Here is a 23,204-nt window from a genome sequence, read left to right on the forward strand (position 1 = left end):
TCGGCCCGGGGTGATCATGCCGGCGGGCAGCGGGGGAAGCCGCAGGTCCAGGGGTCGGTAGCGCACCGCCTTGTCGAGAACCGCCGAACTTCCCCGCCGATGTTCGTGACCCGCGCCACAGAGGACGCGGCGAGGAGCTGCCGATGATCGGGTCATGGCAGCTCGGCTCGCAACGGCGCGGACCTCCACGCAGCAGACGATCACCCCGGAGCTCACCGCCGACCCGTGGTGGCGCTCGGCCGTGGTCTACCAGGTCTACCTGCGCTCCTTCGCCGACAGCAACGGCGACGGCATCGGCGACCTGGCCGGCCTGCGGTCCCGGCTGCCCTACCTGTCCTGGCTGGGCGTCGACGCGCTGTGGATCAACCCGCACTACCCCTCCGGCGGCGCCGACGGCGGCTACGACATCAGCGACTACCGCGCGGTGGACCCGGACTACGGCGACGTCGCTGACCTGGAAGCCCTCGTCGCCGACGCCCGGCAGCTGGGCCTGCGGGTGGTGCTCGACGTCGTCCCGAACCACACCTCGGACCAGCACCCGTGGTTCCGGGCCGCGCTGGCCGACCCCGGCTCCCCCGAGGCGGCGCGCTACCACTTCGCGCCCCCGTCGGAGCAGCCGCCGAACAACTGGCAGTCGCTGTTCGGCGGGCCGGCGTGGTCGCGCACCCCGGACGGCCGCTGGTACCTGCACCTGTTCGCCCCCGAGCAGCCCGACCTGAACTGGCGCGACCCGGCCGTGGCCGCCGACTTCGAGCACACGCTGCGCTTCTGGCTGGACCGCGGCGTCAGCGGCTTCCGGGTGGACGTCGCCTACGGCCTGTTCAAGGACGCCGGCCTGCGCGACAACCCCGGCGCCTACTCCCCCACCCTCTTCGGGCACGGGCCCGAGCAGGCGATGACCTGGAACCAGCCCGAGGTGCACGACGTCTGGCGGCGCTGGCGGTCGATCTGCGACGAGTACCCCGGGACGATGCTGGTCGGCGAGGTCTGCCTGGCCGACCTCGAGCAGGTGGCGCTGTACTCCCGCCCGGACGAGATGCACCAGTCGTTCTCCTTCCGGCTGCTGAAGTCGCCCTGGTCGACCGGGGCCTTCGCCGACGGCGTGCGCAGCGCGCTGGACGCCTTCGGCGCCGTGGGCGCCCCGGTCTCCTGGGTGCTGGGCAACCACGACAAGGACCGGCAGGTCACCCGCTTCGGCGGCGGCGACGTCGGCACCGCGCGGGCCCGGGCGGCGGCGCTGCTCATGCTCGCGCTGCCGGGCTCGGCCTACGTCTACGCCGGGGACGAGCTGGGGCTGCCGCAGGCCGTCGTCCCGGACGAGGCCAAGCAGGACCCGATCTTCCACCGCAGCGGCGGCGCCCGGGCCGGCCGGGACGGCTGCCGGGTCCCGATGCCGTGGAACGACGCCACCGGGGTGGGCTTCTCGACCGACGACGCCGTCCAGCCGTGGCTGCCCGTCCCGGAGGACTGGGGGCGGTGGGCGGTGTCCCGGCAGGCCCGCGACGGCGGCTCGATGCTCACCCTCTACCGGCGGGCGCTCGCGCTGCGCGAGGCGCACCCGGCGCTGGGGGCGGGCGAGGCGACGGTGAGCACCCGCGGCGACGTGCTCACCGTGCGCTGTACGGCGGCCGACGGATCGGTGGTGCGCTGCGTGGTCAACATGGGCGCGGGCACCACCCTGGTGCGCACGGCGGGGACGGTGCTGCTCGCCTCGACCACCCGCGTCCGCCGCTCGGCCGGCCGCGTCGCGCTGCCCGCCGACAGCGCCGTCTGGCTCGCCGAGGGCTGACCCGCCTGCTCCTCAGGCGAAGAAGCACTGCACCCGCTTCCCGCGCCAGGACCGGGTGCAGAGCTCTCTTCGCCTCTCAGCCTGCGGGCGTGGCCGGGCTGGGTCAGGCTGAGCGCCGGTTCCGAGGACAGGAGAGGTGCATGGCGCGGGTCGCGGTCACGGGCAGCAGCGGGAAGCTCGGCAGGGTGGTGGTCGACCACCTGGTCGAGCACGGGTGGGACGTGCTGGCCCTGGACCGGGTGCCGAGCCCACGGGCCGACGTCGAGTCCGCGGTGGTCGACCTGACCGACGCCGGCCAGGCCGTCGAGGCGCTCAGCGGGTTCGACGAGCACGGTCCGGTCGACGCCCTGGTGCACCTGGCCGCCGTCCCGGCGCCGGGGCTGGTGCCGAACGCGACCACGTTCGCCAACAACATGACGGCGTCGTACAACGTCCACACGGCGGCGCTGCGCGCGGGCGTGCGCAGCATCGTGTGGGCCTCCAGCGAGACCGTGCTCGGGCTGCCGTTCGACGAGGCGCCGCCGTACCTGCCGGTCGACGAGGAGTACCCGCCGCGGCCGACCACCACCTACTCGCTGGGGAAGACCCTGGAGGAGGAGCTGGCCCGGCAGCTGTGCCGGTGGCACCCGGACCTGTCGATGACCGGCCTGCGGTTCAGCAACGTGATGTACCCCGAGGAGTACGCGGGCTTCGGTGCCTTCGACGCCGACCCGCAGCTGCGCCGGTGGAACCTGTGGGGCTACATCGACGCCCGCGACGGCGCCCAGGCGGTGCGCCGCGCCCTGGAGCAGCGGCTGCCCGGGCCGGAGGTGTTCATCGTCGCCAACGCCGACACGGTGATGTCCCGGCCGACGGCGCAGCTGGCCGCCGAGGTCTTCCCCGACGTCCCGGTGACCCGGGAGCTGGGCGAGCACGAGACGCTGCTGTCGATCGAGAAGGCCCGCCGGCTGCTCGGCTTCGAGCCCGAGCACTCCTGGCGGAACTCCGGAGCCCGGTGATCACCCGGCTGCTGCTGGTCGGCGCCACCGGCGACCTCGCCAGCCGCTTCCTGCTGCCTGCGCTCGCCGAGCTGAGCGCGGGCGGGCGGCTGCCCGAGGACCTGCAGCTCGTGGGGGCGGCCGAGCAGGACTGGGACGACGCCCGGTTCGCCGAGCACGTCGCCGCCCGGCTGCACGAGCACGCCGGTGACGTGCCGCCCGCCGTCCGGCAGGGCCTGGCGGCGGCCGCCCGCTACCGCCGGGTCGACCTCGGCGAGCCGGGCACCGTCGCGGCCGCGGTCGGCGCGTTCCCCGGTGCCGGTCCGGTCGCCGCGTACCTGGCGCTGCCCCCGTCGCTGTTCCCCGCCGCCGTCCGGGCCCTGGGGGCGGCGGGCCTGCCGCCCGGCAGCCGGATCGCGGTGGAGAAGCCGTTCGGCCGGGACCTGGCGGACGCGCGGTCGCTGAACGCGCTGCTGGCCGAGGCGACCGGCGGCGCCGAGCGGGCCGCCTTCCGGGTCGACCACTTCCTGGGCATGCCCGCGGTGGCCGCACTGCCCGGGCTGCGCGCGCCGGGCAGTGCCCTGGCGGCGCGGTGGGGCGCCGAGCACGTCGCCCGCGTGGACGTCGTCTGGGAGGAGACGCTGGACGTCGGGGGCCGCGCCGGGTTCTACGACCGCACCGGTGCACTGCGTGACGTGCTGCAGAACCACCTGGTCCAGGTGCTCACGCTGCTGGCGATGGAGCTGCCGGCGACGCCGGCCGAGGACGACCTGCACCGGGTGCGGCTGGACCTGCTCCGGTCGGTGCGGGTGCCCGAGGTGACGGCCACCCGCCGGGCGCGCTACACCGCCGGCCCCGCCGGGCCCGCCTACGTGGCCGCGGACGGCGTCGACCCGGCCCTCGGCACCGAGACCTTCGCCGAACTGGTCCTCGAGGTCGACACACCCCGCTGGGCCGGCACCCGCTTCGTGCTGCGCACCGGCAAGGCGATGGCGGCCGACCGCAAGCGCGTGGAGCTGCACCTCCGGACACCCGCGCCCCCGGAGTGCCCGGCGGGGGTCGAGCGGGTCGCCGACGACCGGCTGGAGATCGCCCTGGACGGCGCGCACCAGGCCACCCCCGGGTTCGCGGTGCACGCCCCGGGCGAGCGCACCGCCTACGGCGCGGTGCTCGCCGACGTCCTCTCCGGCGGCACGCGCACCGCGGTCAGCGCCGCCGAGGCGGAGGAGGCCTGGCGCTTCGTCGACCCGGTGCGGCGTGCCTGGTCCGCCGGTGAGCCGCCGCTGCTGGAGTACCCCGCCGGCTCCGCCGGGCCCCGCGCCGACAGCTGACCCGCACGGCACCGGCGGGCTCCAGCGACCGGCGCGGCGCCGCGTGCGCGGCGACGACCCGGATGCCAGGATCCGGGTCGTCGCCGCTGCCGTCGTCGGGCCCTCTCGCCGTGGTGGCCGACGCCCGTCCGCCGACCCGGCCTGGCCCCCTGCGTGACCGGGCCCGCCGACCCACCCGAGAGCGAGGCCCGATGACCAGGACGCCAGGCACCCGGCCCGACGCCGGATCGAGCTCGCCAGGCCGGGCGGGCGGCCTCGCCTCGCTGATGCGGCCGGTGAACGCCGTCGTCGAGCGGTACATCCCCAGCGCGCTGGTCTTCGCCGTCGTGCTGACGTTCGTCGTGGCCGCGCTGGCGCTGCTCCTCACCGATGCCGGCCCGATCGAGGTCCTGGACGGCTGGGGCGACGGGCTGTCGGGGCTGCTGGCCTTCATGACCCAGATGGCGCTGATCCTGCTGCTCGGGCACACGCTGGCCAACACCGGGCCGGTGCGGCGGCTGCTGACCCGGCTGGCCGCCGTACCCCGGACGGCGCTGCAGGCCTACCTGTACGTCTTCGTGATCGCGGCGCTGGCCTCGCTGATCACCTGGGGGCTGGGCCTCGTCGTCGGTGCGCTGCTCGCCCGCGAGCTCGCCGTCCAGGGCCGGGAGCGAGGCCTGCGCCTGCACTTCCCGCTGCTGGTGGCCGCCGGCTACTCCGGCTACGTCATCTGGCACATGGGCTACTCCGGCTCCGGGCCGCTCACCGCCGCGACCGAGGACTCCTTCCTCGCCGAGACGCTGGGCGGGACCGTCCCGGTCAGCGAGACGATCTTCACCTGGTGGAACATCACCGCCGCCGTGGCCACCATCCTGGTCGTCGGCCTCGCGCTGGCCGCGGTCGCACCCCGCGGCGGTGATCGGGTGGTCGAGCTCCCGGCGAGCGTGCGCGACTCCGACGCCGTGCCGCTGGACGACGAGGTGGTCACCCCGGCCGACCGGGTCGACGGCAGCCGACTGCTGACCACCCTGGTCGGCCTGGCCCTGGCCGCCTACCTGGTGCACCACTACGCCGACGGCGGCACCGCCACCCTCGACATCGTCAACTGGACGTTCCTGGCGCTGATCTTCCTGCTGGTCCGCAACCCGTTCGAGCTCATCGCGCTGGTGAAGAACGCCGCCGCCAACGTCGGGGAGATCCTGCTCCAGTTCCCGCTGTACGCCGGGATCATGGGGATCATGTCGACGACCGGCCTGATCGCCGTGTTCTCCGACGCCGTCGTCGACATCGCCTCCCCGGCGACGTTCGGGCTGCTGGCCTTCCTCTCCGCCGGGGTGGTCAACTTCTTCGTCCCCTCGGGTGGCGGGCAGTTCGCCGTCCAGGGCCCGGTCATGCTCGACGCCGCCCAGAGCCTGGGGGTCGACCCAGCGGTCGCGATCATGGCGGTCGCCTACGGCGACCAGTGGACCAACATGATCCAGCCGTTCTGGGCCCTGCCGGTGCTGGCCATCGCCGGGCTCAAGATGCGCGACATCCTCGGCTACACGACGGTGACGCTGATCGCGTCAGGTCTGGTCTTCGGCACCGTGACGCTGCTGCTGGGGCTGCTGGCCTGACCGCCGGGGCGGGTCGCCGGCCCGTTCACCGACTCCTCACAGCGCGGCCACAGAGGCGCCGACCGCCGGCCGTCTCCCCGCGACACGGTCGGCCGGCCAGCTCCACCGCCCGAGCCAGGGAGATGCCCCGTGCGCCGTCCGTCCCGCCGTGCCGCCTTGACCCTCACCGCCGCAGGTCTGCTCACCGCCGTCTCGGTCCCGGCCGTCGCCGGCACCGCCCCCACCGTGCCGCAGGGCAACGGAACCCAGCAGGCCCAACTCGTCGGACGCTCCGTCCTGCCGTCGGCCACGTTCGGCGAGCAGGTCCCCTCCGGCGCCCTGGCCAGCCCGGCCAACGGCGTCACCCCGCCGTTCGCGGCCCAGCCGATCCAGGGCTTCTCCGGACTGCTGCGGGACGGCGACGACTGGCTGGTGCTCGAGGACAACGGGTACGGCACCGAGGCCAACAGCGGCGACTTCCTGCTGCGCGTGGTCAAGCTGCGGATCGACACCGCCACCCAGCGCACGACGGTGCTCGACGGTGGCTTCAGCCTGTCCGACCCCGACCGCAAGCTGCCGTTCCCGCTGACCCGCAGCGACCGCCGGCTCACCGGCGCCGACCTGGACCCCGAGTCGTTCCAGCGGATGCCCGACGGCACCTTCTGGATCGGCGAGGAGTTCGGCCCCAGCCTGGTGCACGTCGACGCGAAGGGCCGGGTGCTGTCCGCACCGGTCCAGCCCGAGGGCGTCCGCTCCCCCGAGGCCTGGAACCTGGGCGGTGCCGCCCCGACGCTGGGCTCGAGCAGGGGCTTCGAGGGGATGGCCCTCGGCGTCGACGGCCACACCCTGTACCCGATGCTGGAGGGCGCGGTCGCCGGTGACGACCCGGCCACCCGCCGGATCTACTCCTTCGACACCAACCGCGGGAAGTACACCGGCCTCAAGGCGAAGGTGAAGTTCGAGGTCCCGAACAACGCCCTGGGCGACATGGTGGCGCTGGACCAGAACCGCTTCCTGATCCTGGAGCGGGACGGCGGCCAGGGGCCGACCGCCCAGCTCAAGGCCGTCTACCTGATCGACACCCGGGACATCGACCGGGACGGCTACGCCGACAAGCGGCTGATCGCCAACCTGATGGCCATCCCGGACCCGCAGGGCGTCGGCGGCACGGCGGGGGGCTACTTCACCTTCCCGTTCGTCACCATCGAGCAGATCGCCGTCCTGGACGACCACCGCATCATCGTCGGCAACGACAACAACTACCCGGGCTCGGCCGGGCGCACCGCCGGCGTGCCCGACGACAACGAGTACGTGGTCATCCAGGTGGACGAGGACCTGCAGGTCGACCCGGCGCTGGCCGCGATCAACGCCCGCGGCCGCCGCTGACCACACGCAACGGCGCCCCGACCGTCAGGTCGGGGCGCCGTTGCGCGTCAGGCGGTGATCAGGCGGCCTGGCTGCCCTGGTTCCAGGCGGCGCCCTGCAGCTGACGGCGGACCTTGGGGCCGCCGGTCGTCATCTTGTAGAGCTTGGCGACCTGGGCCGGGGCGTTGGCCGGGGTGGTCTCGGCCAACCAGCCGTTGGGCAGCGACAGCCGGATGACCTTGTGCCAGGCCGACGCGACCTGACGCGGCAGCGACGCGGTGTGGTACCGCAGGCCGTAGCGCTGGAAGAGGTCGCGGATCTGCGGGGCGATCTCGGCGTACCGGTTGCTCGGCAGGTCGGGGAACAGGTGGTGCTCGACCTGGTGGGAGAGGTTGCCGGTCATGATGTGCATGGCCTTGCTGCCGGAGATGTTGGCCGAGCCGAGCATCTGGCGCAGGTACCACTCACCGCGGGTCTCCCCGTCGATCGACTTCTTCTCGAAGGTCTCCACGCCCTCCGGGAAGTGGCCGCACATGATCACCGAGTGCGACCAGAGGTTGCGCACCACGTTGGCGGTGAAGTTGGCCGCCAGGGTGGGCAGGAACGACGGCCCGGACAGCGCCGGGTGGACCAGGTAGTCCTTGGTCGCCTGCTTGCGGATCTTCTTCAGCACCTGCTTGGCCGCGGCCCGGAACGCCGGGTTCTTCCGTCGCTCGGGCGTGGCCAGGTTCTTGCCCAGCTCGAGGTCGTAGGCGGCGATGCCGTACTCGAAGAAGCAGGCATTGATGAAGTTCCACACCGGCTGGAGCAGGTACATCGGCACCCAGCGCTGGTCCTCGTCGACGCGCATGATGCCGTAGCCGAGGTCGTTGTCCTTGCCGATCACGTTCGTGTACGTGTGGTGCAGCTCGTTGTGCGAGTGCTTCCACTGCTCGGCCGGGCTGGCCATGTCCCACTCCCACGTCGTGGAGTGGATCTTCGGGTCGCGCATCCAGTCCCACTGCCCGTGCAGGATGTTGTGCCCGATCTCCATGTTCTCCAGGATCTTGGCCACCGACAGCCCGGCGGTGCCCAGCACCCAGGCCGGCGGGAACTTGGAGAACAGCAGCACCGCCCGGCTGCCCAGCTCGAGCTTGCGCTGGACGTCGATCACCCGGCGGATGTAGGCGGCGTCGGACTCGCCGCGGCTGTCCACCACGCCCTGACGGATGGCGTCGAGCTCGCGCCCGATCGCCTCGATGTCCTCGGGGGTCAGGTGGGCGACGGGGTTGTCGGGCTTCTTCTGCAGGACGGTCACGAGGTGGCTCCTCCGGAGTGCTGGGTCGGGTGGGTCAGTGGTCGATGTCGCAGGCGCCGGCGGCGGCGCTGATGCAGGTCTGGACGAGCACGCCGTCGCCGTGGGCGGCGACGGTCAGCTCGCCGTTGCGCAGGTCGCGGACGGCGCCCTCGCGCAGCGGCAGGACGCAGCCGTAGCAGATGCCCATCCGGCAGCCGCTGGGCATGAGCAGGCCCGCCTCCTCCGCGGCGTCGAGGATCGGGGTCGAGCCGTCGACCTCGACGTCCCGGCCGGACTTCGCGAAGGAGACGGTGCCGCCCTCACCGGTGACCAGCACGCGGGGGCGGAAGCGCTCGGTGTAGAGCCGGTCGGCGATCCCCTCGGTGGCCCAGTGCTCCTCCAGCGCCTCGAGCAGCCCGATCGGCCCGCACGCCCAGGTCGACCGCTCGGCCAGGTCGGGCACGAGGTCGGCCAGGGCCGGGGCGTCGAGCAGCCCGTCGGTGGCGGTGTGCCGCTCGACCAGCCGGATCCGGCCGGCGGCCGCCAGCTCCCGAAGTTCCCGGCCGAAGATGACGTCGTCGGCGGTGGGCGCGGAGTGCACCAGGACGACGTCCTCGTGCTCGTCGACGTGGTTGCGCAGGATGCCCATCACCGGCGTGATCCCCGAGCCGGCGGTGACGAACAGCGCCTTGGCCGGCCGCTCCGCCGGGAGCACGAAGTCACCGGTGGCCTGGTCGAGCTGGACGATCGTGCCGGGCTCGGTGCGGTGCACCAGGTGGTTGCTGACCTTGCCGTCCGGGATCGCCTTGACCGTCACGGTGAAGCAGCCGTCGGCCCGGCCGAGCACCGAGGTGATCGAGTAGGCCCGCCACAGCCGCACGCCCTCGACGTCGACACCGAGCCGGACGTACTGGCCGGGGGTGTGCGGCAGCCAGTCCCGGCCGGGGCGGATGACGAGGGTCGCGGCATCGCGGGTCTCGCGGTGGACCGCCTCGATGCGGCCGCGCAGCGCGGCGCCGGAGCGCAGCGGGTCGACGAGGTCGAGGTAGTCGCTGGGCAGCAGCGGCGTCGTGACCAGCTCGGCCAGCTTGAGCGCGCGGTCACGCAGCGTCGTCAGGACCGGACGGGCGGTGCCCGGGCGCGGGACGGTGGCGGTCATGAATTGAGTCTTTCCCAGCCTCGCGATCAATCACCTGTCAATCGGACGTGAATCGAGCGGTAGCTTCTGTTCGCCCAGAACAAAGGAGCCCCGGGAATGACCGCTGACCCACCGGCCCCGCCGATCGCAGACCCGATGACCTTCCCACCGGCCGTCGCCGCGGCGATGCGTGCCGAGCTGCCGTCGGTCGCCGAGCGCACCGTGGCCAGCATCGTGGTGGAGGTGCCCAGCTACGCCGGGGCGTTCGCCGGGGAGATGGGCCAGGCGATCCAGCGGGCGGTCCAGGTCGCCCTGGGCGGGTTCCTGGAGCTGGCCGCCGACGGCGGCGGCGTCGACCCCAGCCGGCCGATCGCGCCGGCGTTGGCCGGGGCCTACGCACTGGGCCGGGGAGAGGCACGCAGCGGCCGGTCGATGGACGCGCTGCTGTCGGCCTACCGGGTGGGTGCCCGGGTCTCCTGGCGGCACATGAGCGAGACCGCGGTGGCCGCCGGCCTCGACGTCGCCTCGCTGGCGCGCTTCGCCGAGCTGGTGTTCGCCTACATCGACCAGCTCTCGGCCGCCAGCGTGGCCGGCCACGCCGACGAGCTGGCCACCAGCGGGCGGGTGCGCCAGCACCACCTGGAGCGGCTCGGTGCGGTGCTCCTGGCCGGCCGTCCGCTGCACGACCTGACCGCGGCCGCCGAGCGGGCCGACTGGTCACCGCCGCGGACCCTCACCGCCGTCGTGCTGCCCGAGCCCCGGGCCCGCGGTGCCCTCGCGCTGCTGGACGGCCGCACGCTGCAGGTCACCGAGGAGGCGACCGGCCCGGGGGGTGAGGAGGAGCGCGCCGTCCTGCTGGTGCCCGACGCCGGAGGCCGGGCCCGCCCGGGCCTGCTCCGCCTGCTGGAAGGCCACGAGGCCGCCGTCGGCCCAGCTCGGCCCTGGCACGACGTCGCGGCGTCCCACCGACGGGTGCTGCGCGCGCTGCGCCTGGGGCCGCCGCCACGGGGAAAGGCACCGCTGGACACCGAGGCGCGCCTGGTCGAGCTGGTGCTGCGCGCCGACGAGGAGGCGCTGACCGACCTGCGCGCCGCCGTGCTGGCTCCGCTGGAGGAGGTGACGGCGGCGACCCGGGAGAAGCTCGTCGCCACCCTGCGGTCCTGGCTGCTGCACCACGGCCGCCGGGAGCGGATCGCCGCGGAGCTGTTCGTCCACCCGCAGACCGTCCGCTACCGGATGGGGCAGCTGCGCCAGCTGTTCGGCGACCGGCTGGAGGACCCGGCCACGGTGCTGCAGCTGACGCTGGCGCTCGGCTGCGCACCGGAGGAGCCCGACAGCTGACAGGCTGGGCCGGTGACCCGCTGGCCCGCGACCCCCGCGCCCGATGCGCTCGGCGCCGTGGTGCACGGCCCGGTGCTGCTCGCCCGCTCCGCCGGCATCGCCGCCGGCCTGCGCTGCGTGTTCGCCCATCCCGGCGGACTGCACCTGCCGATGGTGGTGCACGCGGTGGGGGTGCAGGCCGAGGCAGCCGGGCGGCACACCTTCCCCCGGCCGGGGGCGGAACGGCGGCCCTGGTCCGGCCCGCTGGTCACCCTCACCGTGGACGGCGTCAGCGCGCCGGCCGACCCGGTCGGCCCGACCTCGACCGGCGGCCGCGACGCGTTCCGCTCGGAGGCGTCCTACTGGGCCGGTGCACTGCCGCGGGACGGCCGGCTGACCCTCACCGTCGGCTGGCCGGCGACCGGGCTGGCGGAGACCACCACGGTGCTGCACCTCGGGCCGCTCGACGACGTCGCCGACCGGGCCGTGTCCCTGCTCTGAGGCGACTGCCCGGAGGCCGGGTCACGCGGCTCGGCCCAGGCGGGCCAGCACCCGGGTCGTCCGGTCCGCGGCCGGCGGCGGCTCGACGGCGGGGGCGCAGATGCCGTCCAGGTACAGCGCCTCGCCGAATCCGTCCGCGCCCTGCTCGATGCGGTCCAGCTCCGCCTCGGTGAGCGCGGCGTCCAGGCCGGTGGCCCGGGCGACGTCCCAGCGGTGCACGACCATGTCCCACACGTAGAACCGCTCGAAGGTCGCGCCGATGGTGGTCGGGCCGAAGAAGCCGTCGTACCCGCGGCCGACCACCTCGTCGTCGGCGACCAGCTCGGCCACCCGCCGCGTGTGGGCGGCCCAGGCGACGGCCGGGTCCCCGGCCAGGTCCGGCGCCGGGCCGACGTCCAGCCCGTGGCCGGCGAGGAGCTCGCGTTGCGTGTCCACCAGGTGCGCGACGACGTCCCTCGCCGTCCACCCCGCGCACGGCGAGGGGCTGGCCCACGCCTCCGCGGGGACGTCGGCGAGCAGGGCGGACAGCGATGCCGCGGCGGCCTCGTGGGCTGTGGCGGTGGGGTTCGGGGCGGTGGGGTTCGGGGCGGTGGGGTTCGGGGCGGTGGGGTTCGGGGCGGTGGTGTCCATGGCCGCAGCCTGGCCGGGTGCGGCAGGCTGCGTCTTGATGAAAGCCGACAGCGGACCGACGCGGCTGGACCTGGTCGAGCGGGCGCACCTCAGGGAGCCCGGCGACGCGTCGCACGTCATGTACCGGTACGAGCCGGACCCGGCCGTGCGTGGCCTGCTGCGCCGGTTCTGGATCCCGGTCTGGTCGGTGCCGCCCGGCCGGGAGGCGGTGCAGCGGGTGCTGCAGTACCCGGTGTCCCTGCTGGTCGTCGCCGACGGGTACGCCCGGTTCTACGGGGTCAGCACCGGGCTGTCGACCACCACGCTGGCCGGCGACGGCTGGGCGGTCGGCGTGATGTGCACGCCCGCCGCCGGCACGCTCCTCACCGGCACGTCGATGGCCGAGTTCACCGACCGGTACGTCGACCTGCCCGCCGTCCTCGGTCCGGCAGGTGTCGCGCTGGTCGACCGGGTCCGGACGGCGATGGCCGCGGACCCGCACGCCGGACGCGCCCACGCGACCGCGATGGCCGCGTTCACCGACACGGTGCGCCCCCGTCTGCCGGTGGACGCCGAGGGCGAGCTGGTCGACCGGGTGGTCGCCTTCGTCGAGGAGCGCTCCGACGTGCTCCGGGTGGCCCAGGTGCTCGCGGAGTTCGGGCTGTCCGAGCGGGCCCTGCAACGGCTGGTCCACCGCCGCCTCGGCCTGACCCCCAAGTGGCTGATCCAGCGTCGCCGCTTGCAGGAGGCCGCCGAACGGCTGCGCGCCGGCGGGACGCCGCTGGCCGAGACGGCCGCGGTGCTCGGCTACGCCGACCAGGCGCACTTCGTGCGCGACTTCTCCCGGGGCACCGGCACCACCCCCGGCCGGTTCGCCGCCGGCCACCGGGCCTGAGCGCGGGCGACTCAGCCGCGCAGCGCGCGGGTGACCTTCCGGACGCCGAGGACGGCCCCCGCCGCACCGGCGACCCACGGCCCGCTGACGATCAGCGGGTCGAGCAGATGGTGGCGCCGGTCGGAGCGGCCGGCGCGGGATCGCAGCCCGCCGTGGGTGAGCTCCGTGCGAACCCCGGTCGCCGGCACGTCGGGGCGGGCGGAGGCGAACGAGCGCAGGTGGCTCTCCCAGGCGTCGACCCGGTCACCGGCGATGAGGAGCAGCCAGTGCGCCAGCCGACCCTCGCCGAACCGGTCGTAGGCGAGCCGCCGGATCGCCCCGGACAGGCCGTGCAGCGGCTGGGCGGTGCCGAACACCGGGGTGACGAAGGCGTGCTCGATCGACCGCTCCCGCCCCGCGGACCCGGGCTGCCGGTCGGGGAAGTCCCAGTGGGCACCGGTGTCGGCGGGGTACTGCAGCTTCGGGTGCGACGGCCGGTCGGCGGGGTCCAGGTCGGCCCCCCAGCCGGGGATGCGGGCCCGCAGCTCCTCCCGGCTGGGCGGTGCGGTGCGCTTGTCGCGGACGTAGGCGGTGGGGATGTCGGGCTCGGTCATGGTCGCTCCCTCAGTTCGCGCCGGGCACGACGAGCGGCTTGATGCAGCCGTCGAGCTTGGCGGAGAAGACGTGGTAGGCCTCGGCGATGTCCTCCAGCGGGAAGCGGTGGGTGACCATCTGCCGCGGGGTCAGGTGACCGTTGCGCACGTGCTCGAACATCCGGGGCCACTGGCGCTTCACCGGGGTCTGGTTCATCCGCAGGGTGAGCCCCTTGTTCATCGCGTCGCCGAACTTGACCGCGTTGGGAACCGGCCCGTAGGCGCCCACCACCGAGATGGTGCCGCCCTTCCGGGCGGAGTCGATCGCCCAGTTGAGCGCGGTCGGCGATCCGCCCTGCAGCTTCAGCTTCGGCCCGGTGAGCTGCTGGGTGAGGTTGCCGTCGGCCTCCGCACCGACCGCGTCGATGACGACGTCGGCACCCAGGAAGTCGGTCTGCTTCTTCAGCTCCACCACGACGTCGTCGTACTGGTCGTAGTCGAGGGTCTCGGCGTAGGCCATCTCCTGGGCCTTGGCCAGCCGCTCGGCGAGGTGGTCGACGACGATGACCCGGCCGGCGCCCATCAGCCAGGAGGACTGGGCGGCCACCAGGCCCACCGGCCCGGCGCCCAGCACGACGACCGTGTCGCCCTCGGCGATCTCGCCCAGCTGCGCCCCGAAGTAGCCGGTCGCGGCGGCGTCGGTGAGCAGCACGGCGTCCTCGTCGTGCATCCAGTCGGGGATCCGCACCGGGCCGACGTCGGCGAAGGGCACCCGCACGTACTCGGCCTGCCCGCCGTCGTAGCCGCCGGTGGTGTGCGAGTAGCCGTAGATGCCGCCGACGGCCGTGGCGTTGGGGTTGACGTTGTGGCAGTTGGAGTACAGCCCGCGGGAGCAGTACCAGCACGACCCGCAGAAGATGTTGAACGGCACCATCACCCGGTCACCGACCTGCAGGTTCTCCACCGAGGAGCCCACCTGCTCGACCACCCCGATGAACTCGTGGCCGAAGGTGTGCCCGATCCGGGTGTCCGGCATCAGGCCGTGGTACAGGTGCAGGTCCGAGCCGCAGATCGCGGCCAGGGTCACCCGGACGATCGCGTCGTTGGGGTGTTCGATGCGGGGCATCTCCTTCTCCTCGACCCGCAGCTTGTACGGCCCTCGATAGGTCATCGCCCGCATCGGTCCTCCTGGGTTCCTGCGCCGTCCGCGGCCGGGCCCGATCCGCCCCGCGCCCCCGCGGCGGCCGCGTGGCCTGGGACTGTCCACTTCGCGGGTTCGTCAACCCTCCGGCCGCACCGGTCCCCGTCCCCGAGTGGCACGGCCCCGCCGACGACGACAGACTTCGGGACGTCCGTGCCGGGCCGGCCACCGTCGGTCACCGGCCGGGTGGCGCCGGCTCCGGGTCGGCGTCCGGTGTCCGTTCACGGGGGAGAACGGAGGACTCATGTCGCTCTACCAGCGCCTCGGGCAGGACGTCGGCATCCGCACGGCGGTCGACGACTTCTACCGGCGGGTGGTGGCCGACCCGCAACTGGCCGGGTGGTTCGAGGGCGTCGACATGCCCCAGCTGCGTCGCCACCAGACCGCGCTGCTGGTGCAGGTCACCGGCGGCCCGGTCGAGTACTCCGGCCGGGAGCTCGCCGCCGGCCACGACGGCCTGGGCATCACCGGCGACGCCTTCGACCGGGTGGTCGGCCACCTCGTCGACACGCTCACCGAGCTCGGGGTCTCCGGCGAGGACATCGGCCAGGTCGGGGCGGCGCTGGGCGCCCACCGCGACGAGATCGTCACCGAACCCGCGCCGGCCGGCTGAGCCGGCGCTCCGAGGAGAGCCTGTGGACATCCCCGCGATGCGGGCCAGCTTCGCCAAGGCCGCCGCGCACGGCGACGAGGTGCCGCTGTGGTTCTACTCCCACCTGTTCCTGACCCATCCCGAGACCCGGGACCTGTTCCCGGTCTCGATGGCGCACCAGCGCGACCGGCTGTTCGCCGCGCTGGGGGAGGTCGTGGCGCGGGTCGACGACCTGGACTCGCTGGTGCCGATCCTGCAGCAGCTGGGCCGTGACCACCGCAAGTTCGGCGCCGTCGCCGCGCACTACCCGGCGGTCGGCGCGAGCCTGCTGGCCACGCTGGAGCACTTCGACGACGAGTGGGACGACGCCCTGGCCGCGGACTGGACGGCGGCGTACCAGCTGATCGCCCAGGTGATGCTGGAGGCCGCGGACGAAGCGGACGACCAGCCGCCCTGGTGGGAGGCGGAGGTCGTGGCGCACGAGCGCCGCACCATCGACGTCGCCGTGCTGACGCTGGCACCGCGCCAGCGGCTGGACCACCTGCCCGGGCAGGCCGTCTCGGTCGAGTCCGACCTGCGCCCGCGGTTGTGGCGCTGGTACTCCCCCGCGAACGCGCCGCGGCCGGACGGCTCCCTGGAGCTGCACGTCAAGGCCCGCGACGGCGGCCCGGTGAGCACCGCGCTGGTGCGGTCGGCCCGGGTCGGCGAGGTGGTACGGCTCGGCCCACCGGTCGGGCAGCTGACCCTCGACACCGACTCCGACCGGGACCTGCTGCTGGTGGCCGGGGGCACCGGGCTGGCGCCGCTGAAGGCGATCGTCGACCAGGTCGCCCGATCCGGGCCGGCCCGCCGGGTCGACCTCTTCGTGGGCGCCCGCACCGAGGACGACCTCTACGACCGCGCGGACCTGGAGCGGATGACCCGGGAGAACCCCTGGCTGACGGTGACCGCGGCCGTCTCGCACGACAAGACCTCGACCCTGGAGCACGGTGAGATCGGCGACGTCATGCTGCGGCACGGCCCGTGGACCGGGCGGGACGCCTACGTGGCGGGCAACCCGGCGATGGTCGAGGACACCGTGACCCGGCTGCACACCTCCGGCCTGGCGATGAGCCGGATCCGCACCGAGGTCTTCGCCGCCAGCAGACCGAGCCCGACCCTGGATGGGAAGGTGACCGAATGAGCACCAGCGAGCAGGCTCCCGGGTCCTCGAACGGCGGGCCCCGCCCCGACCGGCAGCAGGGCCCGGACCACCGGCTGACCCCGGAGGACGTGCGGAGCGCGCGCTTCTCGCACGGCTCCCTGCTGCACCCTGGCTACACCGAGGCGGAGGTCGACGGCTTCGTCGACCTGGTCGCCGAGGAGGTGTCGCGCCTCAGCGGGGAGAACGAGCAGCTGCGCGCCCAGCTGGCCCGGCTGGAGGCGCAGCTGGCCGAGTCGTCGGCCCGCCCCTCCCCCAGCGACCAGGCGGTCGGCATCTTGGCGACCGCGCAGCAGACCGCCGACGCCTACGTCGCCGAGGCGGAGGAGTTCAGCCGGCAGATGACCGCCGAGGCGCGCGCTCAGTACGAGGAGCACCTCGGGCAGGCGCGGGAGAGGGCCGGCGCGATCATCCAGGCCGCGCAGGAGGCCGCGACCCGTTCCGTCGGCGAGGCCCCCCGCCCGTCGGCCGACCAGCCGCAGACCGAGCAGCTGCAGGAGCAGATCGCCTACCTGCGGGCCTTCGGGCAGGCGACCCGCACGCAGCTGCGCGCCTACCTGGAGGCGCTGCTGGTCGACGTGGAGAAGGAGTGGGGCGCCGCCCACCCGGCGGGTCTGCCGCCGGTGCCCCGGCCGGCCCCGGGCCAGCGGGCCGACGCCCAGCCGGCGACGTTCGTGGCCAACGCGGCCGGCGTGGCCCCGGGCGAGCGCGAGGGCTGATCGCGGACCCGGGGTGGCCTGCGGTCAGGCCACCCCGGGTCGTGTGCGATCACGTGCCAGCGCTCAGCTGCCGACCCGGCCGCCGTCGGTCCGGTAGACCACCGCCACGCTCGGACGCGGGTAGCCCCGCTCGGGCAGCCGGTCCGGCCAGGTGCTGGACGGGCTCTCCCGGGTCGAGCCGGTGGTCTCACCCGGGTGCTGCACCGACACGAACACCGACCGCCCGTCCGCCGGGATCTGCGGGCCGCTGCACTCCGCGCCGAGCGGGACGGTGAGGAACGCCTTGAGGTGTCCGCGCTCCGGCCCCGCCGTCGGCACCGCGAACAGCCCGTCGTTCGTCCCGGCGAAGGTGCCGGCCTCGCGGTTCCGCGTGGACAGCACGTTCCCGTCGGTGGAGATCCACAGGTTCCCGGCAGGGTCGAACTCGACGTTGTCCGGGCACGAGATCGCGCTGACCGCCGACTTGTCGTAGCCGGCGAAGTAGGTGCCCGGGGTCTCCGGGTCACCGGCCACGATGAACACCCGCCAGTAGAAGTCGTCCCCGGCGATCCCGTCGGTCTCCAGCCACTCCAGCACGTGGCCGTTGCGGTTGCCGGCGCGCTCCTCGTAGGTCCCGTCCTCGAGGTCGAAGGCGAAGGACCGGGCCACCGGGTTCGGCTCGTCGGCCTCCTCCCGCCGGGAGTTGTTGGTGAGCGCGGCGTAGACCCGGCCGTTGACCGGGTTGACCTGGATGTCCTCGGGCCGGTCCATCCGGGTGGGCACCTTCGCCGGGTCGACGACGACGGGGGCCGCCGGGTCGGGGAAGTCGCCGTTGGCATCCAGCTGCTTGCCGAGCCGGTCGGCGGCCAGCCGGGTGAAGGTGAGCACCCAGGGCACCGACTTGCCCGGGATCATCGACTGCCCGTCCTTCACCAGCGGGATCCACTGGCCGGTGCCGTCGAACTCGCCGTCGGCCGGCAGCGTGGCGAGGCCGTCGATCTGCTCCGGCGGGGAGTCGCCGGTGAAGCGCGCGACGTAGAGGTCGCCCTCCTCCAGCAGGGTCAGGTTGTGCGCCCGCGAGGCGCGGTCGTGACCGGGCCGGTAGCGCTTCTTCGAGACGAACTTGTAGATGTAGTCGAACCGCTCGTCGTCGCCGGAGTAGGCGACGACGCGCCCGTCCTCGGCGATCTGCACGTTGGCCCCCTCGTGCTTGAACCGCCCCATCGCCGTGCGCTTCTTCGGGGTCGAGGTCGGGTCGTAGGGGTCGAGCTCGACCACCCAGCCGAAGCGGTGCACCTCGTTCGGCTCCTTCGCCAGGTCGAACCGCGGGTCGATCTTCTCCCAGCCGCGCACCGGGGCGTCCTCGGCGCTGACGCCGTAGCGGCCCAGCTGGAGCTCCCGCGGGTCCTCCGCGATCGGCGCCGTCGTGCCGAAGTACTGGTTGAAGTTCTCCTCGCCGTGCAGGGTCGTGCCCCAGGGGGTCTCCCCACCCGCGCAGTTGTTCAGCGTCCCCAGGACGGTGCGTCCTTCCGGGTCCGCCGTGGTCCGCACGTACTCCGAGCCGGCGACCGGCCCGGTCAGCTCGATCGGGGTCGTCGCCGTGATGCGGCGGTTGCGCTTGCCCCACCGGTCGGGCAGCCAGTTGCCCGAGTCGCCGTCCCGGGCCACCTCGACCACCGAGATGCCGTGCGCCATCATCGCGATGCGCTTCTGCTCGTCGGTGGTGGGCGCCGCCTCGTCGGCGACGCCGGCGAACATGAGCTGCTCGTTGGTGTACTCGTGGTTGACCACGAGCAGCGCCCGGCGGTCGTCCCGGCCGAGGGACAGCCAGCCGATGTAGTCGCAGTTGTAGCCGAACTGCTTGGCCTGGGCCTCGGGCGTCTGGGCGTCGACGTCGAACTCCGGGGCGTCCCACACGACCGGGTCGCCCCAGCGCAGCACCACCGAGTACTCGTAGCCGGCGGCGGTGACCAGCTCGTCGAGCAGGTTCTGCTCCACCGGCTCGAAGGTCAGCGACGCGTCGGCCGGCGGCTGCCGGTCACCGGCACCGGGCATCCGTCGGTCGCCGGCCAGCGCGGGCTGCAGCGGGGCGGCGACCACCAGCAGGGCACCGGCCCCCGCGCCCTTGAGCATGGCGCGCCGGCTGAACGCGGACTGGACGACGTCGGCGAACGTCGGGTTGTCCGTCTGGTTGGGCACCGCCGCGTCGCATGCGTTCCCGCACTTGTAGTGGCAGGTGGCGTGGCTGCGGCTGCCGTGCCGGACCTCGTCGAGGAAGGGCAGCAGGCGGCGGCCGCGGGGCCGTTGGATGTCGGTCAAGGTGACTCTCCCCGGTCTCGTGACGGACTGGTCCGGACGCTAGGGAGCGACCGGACCGGTCCGGATGGACCCGGGATGAACTCGGCGTGATGTGTGGCGTGCGACACGCCGAGGGGGTGCGCGCTCGTCACCGTGCGGAGGTGGAACGGTGCCCAGCGCCACTTAAACGGGCGTCCGGCGGTGTCAGGTGGCCGGCACGAGGACCTGCTGCCCCACGGTGAGCAGGGTGCCCGCCAGGCCGTTGCGCGCCTGGAGGTCGGTCACGGTCGTCCCGGAGTCGCGGGCGAGCTGCCAGAGCGTGTCCCCCGGGACGACGGTGTGCGCCACCTCGGCGAGCACCGGTACGGGGGCCGGTTCGGGGGCCGGTGCGGGGGCCGGTGCGGGGGCCGGAACCTGGAGCACCTGTCCCACCATGATCACCGTGCTGGTCAGTCCGTTGCGGGCCACCAGGTCCTCGACCGTGGTGCCGCGGTCGAGCGCCAGCTGGCCGAGGGTGTCCCCGGGCGCCACGGTGTGCTCGGCGGTGGGCACCTCGGCGGGCGGTGGCCCGGGGAGGGGCGCGGGCACCGGGGCGTCTGCCGGCGGCGCGTCCGGCGGTGGGCAGGGACCGGGCACGCCGGCGTCGGCGGCCGCCGCGGCGCAGGCGCCCTGGTCCACCCGGGCGGGCACCCCGGTCCAGAAGGAGGTGACCCCGAGCGCGCCGCTCCAGGACAGCGAGACGTGCACGTGCCCGGTGTGCGGGTCGGCGCCGCCGTAGGGCCGCCAGCCCCGGTCCGGTGACCAGATGCGCTCGGCCCAGATGGCGTACGTGACCCCCAGGCGCCGGGCCTGGTACCCGGGCGCCCCGTCCGGCCCGGGGGCGGTCAGCCAGCCCAGGAACTCCTCGGCGGCGGCGCGCTCCGCCGGCTGGTCGGCGCGGACCAGCCAGTCCCACGCCCGGCCCTCCTTGTGCTCGCTCCGGCCACCGGTGGCGCAGTCCCGCACGATGCCGCCGTTGCTGCCCACCCGGTAGGTGTCCAGCACCAGGCGCGCGAGGGCCACCGCCCCGGGCCGGGCGACCGGATCGCACACCTCCTGCCCGACCTGCGCCGCCGGTCCCTCGACCACCTCCGGCGCCGCCGCGGGTGCCACGGGCCCGGCCGGCTCCTCCGCCTGCGCGGGGGTCGCGGTCAGCCCGAGCACCGCGGCGGTGGCCAGGAGGACGGTCCCGCGGACCAGCGCCGGGCGGCGCGGAGAGCGCGGTTCCGGGTGGGCCGGACGGGGGCGCGGTCGGGACGGCGGTACGGGCACGAGGACCTCCGGGATCGGGACGGCGTCGCGCTCATCCCAGGGGGCGTCAGCTGCGACCTGCCACCTCGGCCGCCCACCGGGCCGGTGCGTCCCCGCGCGGCGATCACGCAACGGACACGCTCCGTCGGCGTCCGCCATGGCCGGCGCCTCGCTCCGGCCACCTGGTGAGCTACCCGGGCTCAACCGTGGGTGGCATGGCCGTGGGCGTGCACCCGGCCGTGCTCGTCGACCGCGTCGGGGCCGTCGCCGCCGGTGCCCGGGGCCGCGCCGTCCGGCCGGCGTTCGGCAGCGGCGCGGGCCGCCTCCCGGCCCTCGTCCCGCCGGTCGTGCCGCCAGTCCACGACGCCGATCACCAGCGCCAGCAGCGCGCCCACGACCGCGACGGACAGCGCCGTCGCCGCGGCCCGCGGATAGTTCTGCTCGCCGTCGCTGAGCACCAGGTAGAACAGGCCGGGCAGCGCCGCGGTGCCGATCGCACCGCCGAAGCGCTGGAAGGTCTGCAGCCCGCCGCCGGCCGAGCCGGCCATCCGCACCGGCACGTCGCGCAGGGTGAGGGTGACGTTGGGCGAGATGACGAACCCGCCGCCGATGCCGGCCAGCAGCAGCGTCGGGGCGGTGGCCCAGGCGGTCACCCCGGGCGGCGCGAGCAGCAGCACCGCCGCCGTCCCGGTGAGCCCGACGGCGACCCCGCTGAGCCCGAACACCGTCAGCGCCCGGCCGTAGCGCCCCACCAGCCGGCCGGCCACGACCGCGGCGGACGCCGAGCCGATGGCGAACGGCGTCACCGCCAGGCCGGACTGCAGCGGTGTCCAGCCCAGCCCGGTCTGGAAGAACAGCGCGAAGACCAGCCAGATCCCGCTGAAGCCGACGAAGTAGACCGTGCCCAGCGCGACCCCCGGCGCGTAGCCGCGGGTGGCGGTGACCAGCCGGGGGTCGAAGACCGGCTCCCCGCCGCCGCGCACCACCCGGCGCTCCCACAGCACGAAGAGCGCGATCAGGGCGAGCCCGATCGGGAACAGCCACCACAGCCGGGTCAGCCCACCGGACTCCGCCTCCACCAGCGGCAGCAGCAGGGCGAGGGCGCCCGCGCCGAGCAGGCCCACCCCGACGACGTCGATCCGCCCGTGGCCCCGGCTGGTCGGCCGGGGCAGCAGCCGGACGGCGAGCACGAAGGCGACGACGCCGATGGGCACGTTGACGTAGAAGATCCACCGCCAGCCGCCGGGGCCGGACGCCAGTGCCAGCAGCAGCCCGCCGATCACCGGGCCGACGGCGGTGGAGATGCCCACCGTGGCGCCGAAGAAGCCGAACGCCCGGCCGCGCTCCGCGCCGCGGAACAGCTGCTGGATCAGCGCGGAGTTCTGCGGCGCCAGGCAGCCGGCGGCCACCCCCTGCAGCAGCCGGGCGGTGATCAGCAGCTCGGCGTTGGGCGCGGCACCCGCGGCCGCGCTGCACAGCACGAAGGCGACCAGGCCGATGAGGAACATCCGCCGCCGGCCGAACGCGTCACCCAGCCGACCGGCGGGGACCAGCGCCAGCCCGAAGGTGAGCGCGTACCCGGAGACCACCCACTGCACGGTCGAGGCCGTGGCGCCCAGGTCCTCCTGCAGCGAGGGCAGGGCGACCGAGACGATGCTGACGTCCAGCAGGGTCATGAACCCGACGACGAGGGTCACCCACAGCGCCTGCCAGCGCTTGGGGTCGGCGCCCTCCGGCGGCTCGGCCGGGCGCTGCCCGGCGCGGTCGACGGCTGCGTCGGTCACCAGCGCTCCTTCTCCTGCTCGACTGCGGACGCCGGTCCCGGCTCCCCGCGGGGGATCGTCCCCCGGCGCGCTCCGGTCCGCTCCCCGAAAGACGGCTCCCGCGGGACGGCGACCGTCGTCGTCACCCGGACCACCGAGGGCTCCGGGGGCACCGAGCCGAAGCCGAAGGTCACCGGCGGCTGCACCGGGGCGACCGGCCCCAACGGCTCGCCGTCCCAGGTCGCGCGCACGGCGGTGACGGCGTGCAGGTCCTGGACGCCGTACCACTCGGTGCGGCCGTTGCCGGCGGAGCCGGTGGTGCGCAACCCGGTCAGCAGGCGGGCGGGCCGGTCGAGCAGCCCGATCCAGCCGGGGGTGCGGGCCAGCGGCGCGGGCACGGCGCGCAGCAGGCGGCCCAGGGCGGGACGGCGGCCGGTGCGCAGCTCCAGCGCCAGCGGCCCGGCGTCCACCTCCCACGTCACGTCGTCCGATCGGCGCACGGCGACGTCGACCACCCGCACCTCGTCGAAGGTGTAGGTGGCCGCGACGAACTCCGCGAGCTCGGCGGACTGCGCGAGCAGCACCCGGTGACCGTCGGGCCGCTGCACCATCACGTCGGAGACCGGCCCCAGCGGCGAGCGGGGCCAGTGGCCGACCACCAGCCGGGTGCCGGAGGTCGTGCCGGTGCCGATGATCCAGCCGTCGAACCGCAGCCGTCCGCCGCGTCGGGTGCCCACCGGTCACCGATGCCCGGGCGGGCGAGGTCCACACCCGCTGTGCGCTCCATCGCGGGGGCACCAGCGAATACCGCGGG

20 protein-coding genes are annotated in these 23,204 nt (G+C 74.5%); 11 read left to right on the top strand and 9 right to left on the bottom strand.

Annotation, left to right across the window (positions count from 1 at the left end; genetic code table 11):
* Nucleotides 1-154: 154 nt before the first annotated feature.
* The 5 genes from ACI79A_RS06925 to ACI79A_RS06945 all read left to right on the top strand — a co-directional run bounded on the left by ACI79A_RS06925 (nucleotide 155) and on the right by ACI79A_RS06945 (nucleotide 7,057).
* A complete protein-coding gene (locus tag ACI79A_RS06925; RefSeq protein WP_457081345.1) occupies nucleotides 155-1,789 on the top strand; it encodes a glycoside hydrolase family 13 protein in 1,635 nt (544 codons plus the stop codon).
* 140 nt (nucleotides 1,790-1,929) lie between these two features.
* On the top strand, nucleotides 1,930-2,787 hold the full coding sequence (locus ACI79A_RS06930; RefSeq protein WP_457081347.1) for an NAD-dependent epimerase/dehydratase family protein: 858 nt from the start codon (nucleotides 1,930-1,932) through the stop codon (nucleotides 2,785-2,787).
* Nucleotides 2,784-4,097 (top strand): glucose-6-phosphate dehydrogenase, encoded by a 1,314-nt coding sequence (locus ACI79A_RS06935; protein WP_457081349.1) that lies wholly within the window; start codon nucleotides 2,784-2,786, stop codon nucleotides 4,095-4,097. Before ACI79A_RS06930 ends, ACI79A_RS06935 begins: the two co-directional genes overlap by 4 nt.
* Before the next feature lie 191 nt (nucleotides 4,098-4,288).
* Complete coding sequence (locus tag ACI79A_RS06940) at nucleotides 4,289-5,692, top strand: short-chain fatty acid transporter (RefSeq protein WP_457081351.1); 1,404 nt, start codon at nucleotides 4,289-4,291, stop codon at nucleotides 5,690-5,692.
* Between the two features lie 129 nt (nucleotides 5,693-5,821).
* Complete coding sequence (locus tag ACI79A_RS06945) at nucleotides 5,822-7,057, top strand: esterase-like activity of phytase family protein (RefSeq protein WP_457081353.1); 1,236 nt, start codon at nucleotides 5,822-5,824, stop codon at nucleotides 7,055-7,057.
* Between the two features lie 58 nt (nucleotides 7,058-7,115).
* Here ACI79A_RS06945 and ACI79A_RS06950 read toward each other — a convergent pair whose 3' ends face one another.
* Together ACI79A_RS06950 and ACI79A_RS06955 are read right to left on the bottom strand one after the other, a co-directional pair.
* Complete coding sequence (locus tag ACI79A_RS06950) at nucleotides 7,116-8,333, bottom strand: fatty acid desaturase family protein (protein ID WP_457081355.1); 1,218 nt, start codon at nucleotides 8,331-8,333, stop codon at nucleotides 7,116-7,118.
* Between the two features lie 34 nt (nucleotides 8,334-8,367).
* Nucleotides 8,368-9,471 (bottom strand): ferredoxin reductase, encoded by a 1,104-nt coding sequence (locus ACI79A_RS06955; RefSeq protein WP_457081357.1) that lies wholly within the window; start codon nucleotides 9,469-9,471, stop codon nucleotides 8,368-8,370.
* 96 nt (nucleotides 9,472-9,567) lie between these two features.
* On the opposite strand from ACI79A_RS06955, the gene ACI79A_RS06960 reads away from it, so the two are divergent.
* Both ACI79A_RS06960 and ACI79A_RS06965 read left to right on the top strand, forming a co-directional pair.
* Nucleotides 9,568-10,791: a PucR family transcriptional regulator gene (locus ACI79A_RS06960; protein ID WP_457081359.1), complete on the top strand. Its 1,224-nt coding sequence runs from the start codon at nucleotides 9,568-9,570 to the stop codon at nucleotides 10,789-10,791.
* Nucleotides 10,792-10,803: 12 nt separating this feature from the next.
* Nucleotides 10,804-11,271 carry a hypothetical protein gene (locus ACI79A_RS06965; protein WP_457081361.1) on the top strand — a complete coding sequence of 156 codons (468 nt, stop codon included), beginning with the start codon at nucleotides 10,804-10,806 and terminating at the stop codon, nucleotides 11,269-11,271.
* A gap of 21 nt (nucleotides 11,272-11,292) precedes the next feature.
* On the opposite strand, the gene ACI79A_RS06970 is transcribed toward ACI79A_RS06965, so the two are convergent.
* On the bottom strand, nucleotides 11,293-11,901 hold the full coding sequence (locus ACI79A_RS06970; protein ID WP_457081363.1) for a TIGR03086 family metal-binding protein: 609 nt from the start codon (nucleotides 11,899-11,901) through the stop codon (nucleotides 11,293-11,295).
* 37 nt (nucleotides 11,902-11,938) lie between these two features.
* Here ACI79A_RS06970 and ACI79A_RS06975 point away from each other — a divergent pair, with 37 nt between their 5' ends.
* A complete protein-coding gene (locus ACI79A_RS06975) occupies nucleotides 11,939-12,775 on the top strand; it encodes a helix-turn-helix domain-containing protein (RefSeq protein WP_457081365.1) in 837 nt (278 codons plus the stop codon).
* A gap of 11 nt (nucleotides 12,776-12,786) precedes the next feature.
* Here the strand turns inward: ACI79A_RS06975 and ACI79A_RS06980 are convergent, their stop codons facing one another.
* Both ACI79A_RS06980 and ACI79A_RS06985 read right to left on the bottom strand, forming a co-directional pair.
* Complete coding sequence (locus tag ACI79A_RS06980; RefSeq protein WP_457081367.1) at nucleotides 12,787-13,368, bottom strand: hypothetical protein; 582 nt, start codon at nucleotides 13,366-13,368, stop codon at nucleotides 12,787-12,789.
* Between the two features lie 10 nt (nucleotides 13,369-13,378).
* Complete coding sequence (locus tag ACI79A_RS06985; protein ID WP_457081369.1) at nucleotides 13,379-14,518, bottom strand: zinc-dependent alcohol dehydrogenase; 1,140 nt, start codon at nucleotides 14,516-14,518, stop codon at nucleotides 13,379-13,381.
* Between the two features lie 274 nt (nucleotides 14,519-14,792).
* On the opposite strand from ACI79A_RS06985, the gene ACI79A_RS06990 reads away from it, so the two are divergent.
* The 3 genes from ACI79A_RS06990 to ACI79A_RS07000 are packed head-to-tail and all read left to right on the top strand — an operon-like array spanning nucleotide 14,793 to nucleotide 17,060.
* Nucleotides 14,793-15,161 (top strand): group I truncated hemoglobin, encoded by a 369-nt coding sequence (locus tag ACI79A_RS06990; protein WP_457081371.1) that lies wholly within the window; start codon nucleotides 14,793-14,795, stop codon nucleotides 15,159-15,161.
* A 22-nt stretch (nucleotides 15,162-15,183) separates the two neighbouring features.
* Nucleotides 15,184-16,323: a globin domain-containing protein gene (locus ACI79A_RS06995; RefSeq protein ID WP_457081373.1), complete on the top strand. Its 1,140-nt coding sequence runs from the start codon at nucleotides 15,184-15,186 to the stop codon at nucleotides 16,321-16,323.
* Nucleotides 16,320-17,060 (top strand): DivIVA domain-containing protein, encoded by a 741-nt coding sequence (locus ACI79A_RS07000; RefSeq protein ID WP_457081375.1) that lies wholly within the window; start codon nucleotides 16,320-16,322, stop codon nucleotides 17,058-17,060. Before ACI79A_RS06995 ends, ACI79A_RS07000 begins: the two co-directional genes overlap by 4 nt.
* A gap of 63 nt (nucleotides 17,061-17,123) precedes the next feature.
* Here ACI79A_RS07000 and ACI79A_RS07005 read toward each other — a convergent pair whose 3' ends face one another.
* The 4 genes from ACI79A_RS07005 to ACI79A_RS07020 all read right to left on the bottom strand — a co-directional run bounded on the left by ACI79A_RS07005 (nucleotide 17,124) and on the right by ACI79A_RS07020 (nucleotide 23,127).
* Nucleotides 17,124-19,358 (bottom strand): PhoX family protein, encoded by a 2,235-nt coding sequence (locus tag ACI79A_RS07005; RefSeq protein ID WP_457081377.1) that lies wholly within the window; start codon nucleotides 19,356-19,358, stop codon nucleotides 17,124-17,126.
* Between the two features lie 183 nt (nucleotides 19,359-19,541).
* Nucleotides 19,542-20,648 (bottom strand): LysM peptidoglycan-binding domain-containing protein, encoded by a 1,107-nt coding sequence (locus ACI79A_RS07010; RefSeq protein WP_457081379.1) that lies wholly within the window; start codon nucleotides 20,646-20,648, stop codon nucleotides 19,542-19,544.
* A 179-nt stretch (nucleotides 20,649-20,827) separates the two neighbouring features.
* Entirely contained in the window at nucleotides 20,828-22,411 is a 1,584-nt protein-coding gene (locus ACI79A_RS07015) for an MFS transporter (protein ID WP_457081381.1), read from the bottom strand.
* Nucleotides 22,408-23,127 carry a hypothetical protein gene (locus ACI79A_RS07020; protein ID WP_457081383.1) on the bottom strand — a complete coding sequence of 240 codons (720 nt, stop codon included), beginning with the start codon at nucleotides 23,125-23,127 and terminating at the stop codon, nucleotides 22,408-22,410. The genes ACI79A_RS07015 and ACI79A_RS07020 overlap by 4 nt, the downstream gene beginning before the upstream one ends.
* Between the last annotated feature and the right edge of the window lie 77 nt (nucleotides 23,128-23,204).

The organism is Modestobacter sp. SYSU DS0657 (assembly GCF_054050925.1).

Excerpts from the sequence above, each read along its gene's own strand:
- ACI79A_RS06975 (WP_457081365.1), top strand. The coding sequence starts at position 11,939 with ATGAAAGCCGACAGCGGACCGACGCGGCTGGACCTGGTCGAGCGGGCG.
- ACI79A_RS06970 (WP_457081363.1), bottom strand. The coding sequence starts at position 11,901 with ATGGACACCACCGCCCCGAACCCCACCGCCCCGAACCCCACCGCCCCG.
- ACI79A_RS06955 (WP_457081357.1), bottom strand. The coding sequence starts at position 9,471 with ATGACCGCCACCGTCCCGCGCCCGGGCACCGCCCGTCCGGTCCTGACG.
- ACI79A_RS06990 (WP_457081371.1), top strand. The coding sequence starts at position 14,793 with ATGTCGCTCTACCAGCGCCTCGGGCAGGACGTCGGCATCCGCACGGCG.
- ACI79A_RS06960 (WP_457081359.1), top strand. The coding sequence starts at position 9,568 with ATGACCGCTGACCCACCGGCCCCGCCGATCGCAGACCCGATGACCTTC.
- ACI79A_RS06930 (WP_457081347.1), top strand. The coding sequence starts at position 1,930 with ATGGCGCGGGTCGCGGTCACGGGCAGCAGCGGGAAGCTCGGCAGGGTG.
- ACI79A_RS07000 (WP_457081375.1), top strand. The coding sequence starts at position 16,320 with ATGAGCACCAGCGAGCAGGCTCCCGGGTCCTCGAACGGCGGGCCCCGC.
- ACI79A_RS06940 (WP_457081351.1), top strand. The coding sequence starts at position 4,289 with ATGACCAGGACGCCAGGCACCCGGCCCGACGCCGGATCGAGCTCGCCA.
- ACI79A_RS06980 (WP_457081367.1), bottom strand. The coding sequence starts at position 13,368 with ATGACCGAGCCCGACATCCCCACCGCCTACGTCCGCGACAAGCGCACC.
- ACI79A_RS06985 (WP_457081369.1), bottom strand. The coding sequence starts at position 14,518 with ATGACCTATCGAGGGCCGTACAAGCTGCGGGTCGAGGAGAAGGAGATG.
- ACI79A_RS06925 (WP_457081345.1), top strand. The coding sequence starts at position 155 with ATGGCAGCTCGGCTCGCAACGGCGCGGACCTCCACGCAGCAGACGATC.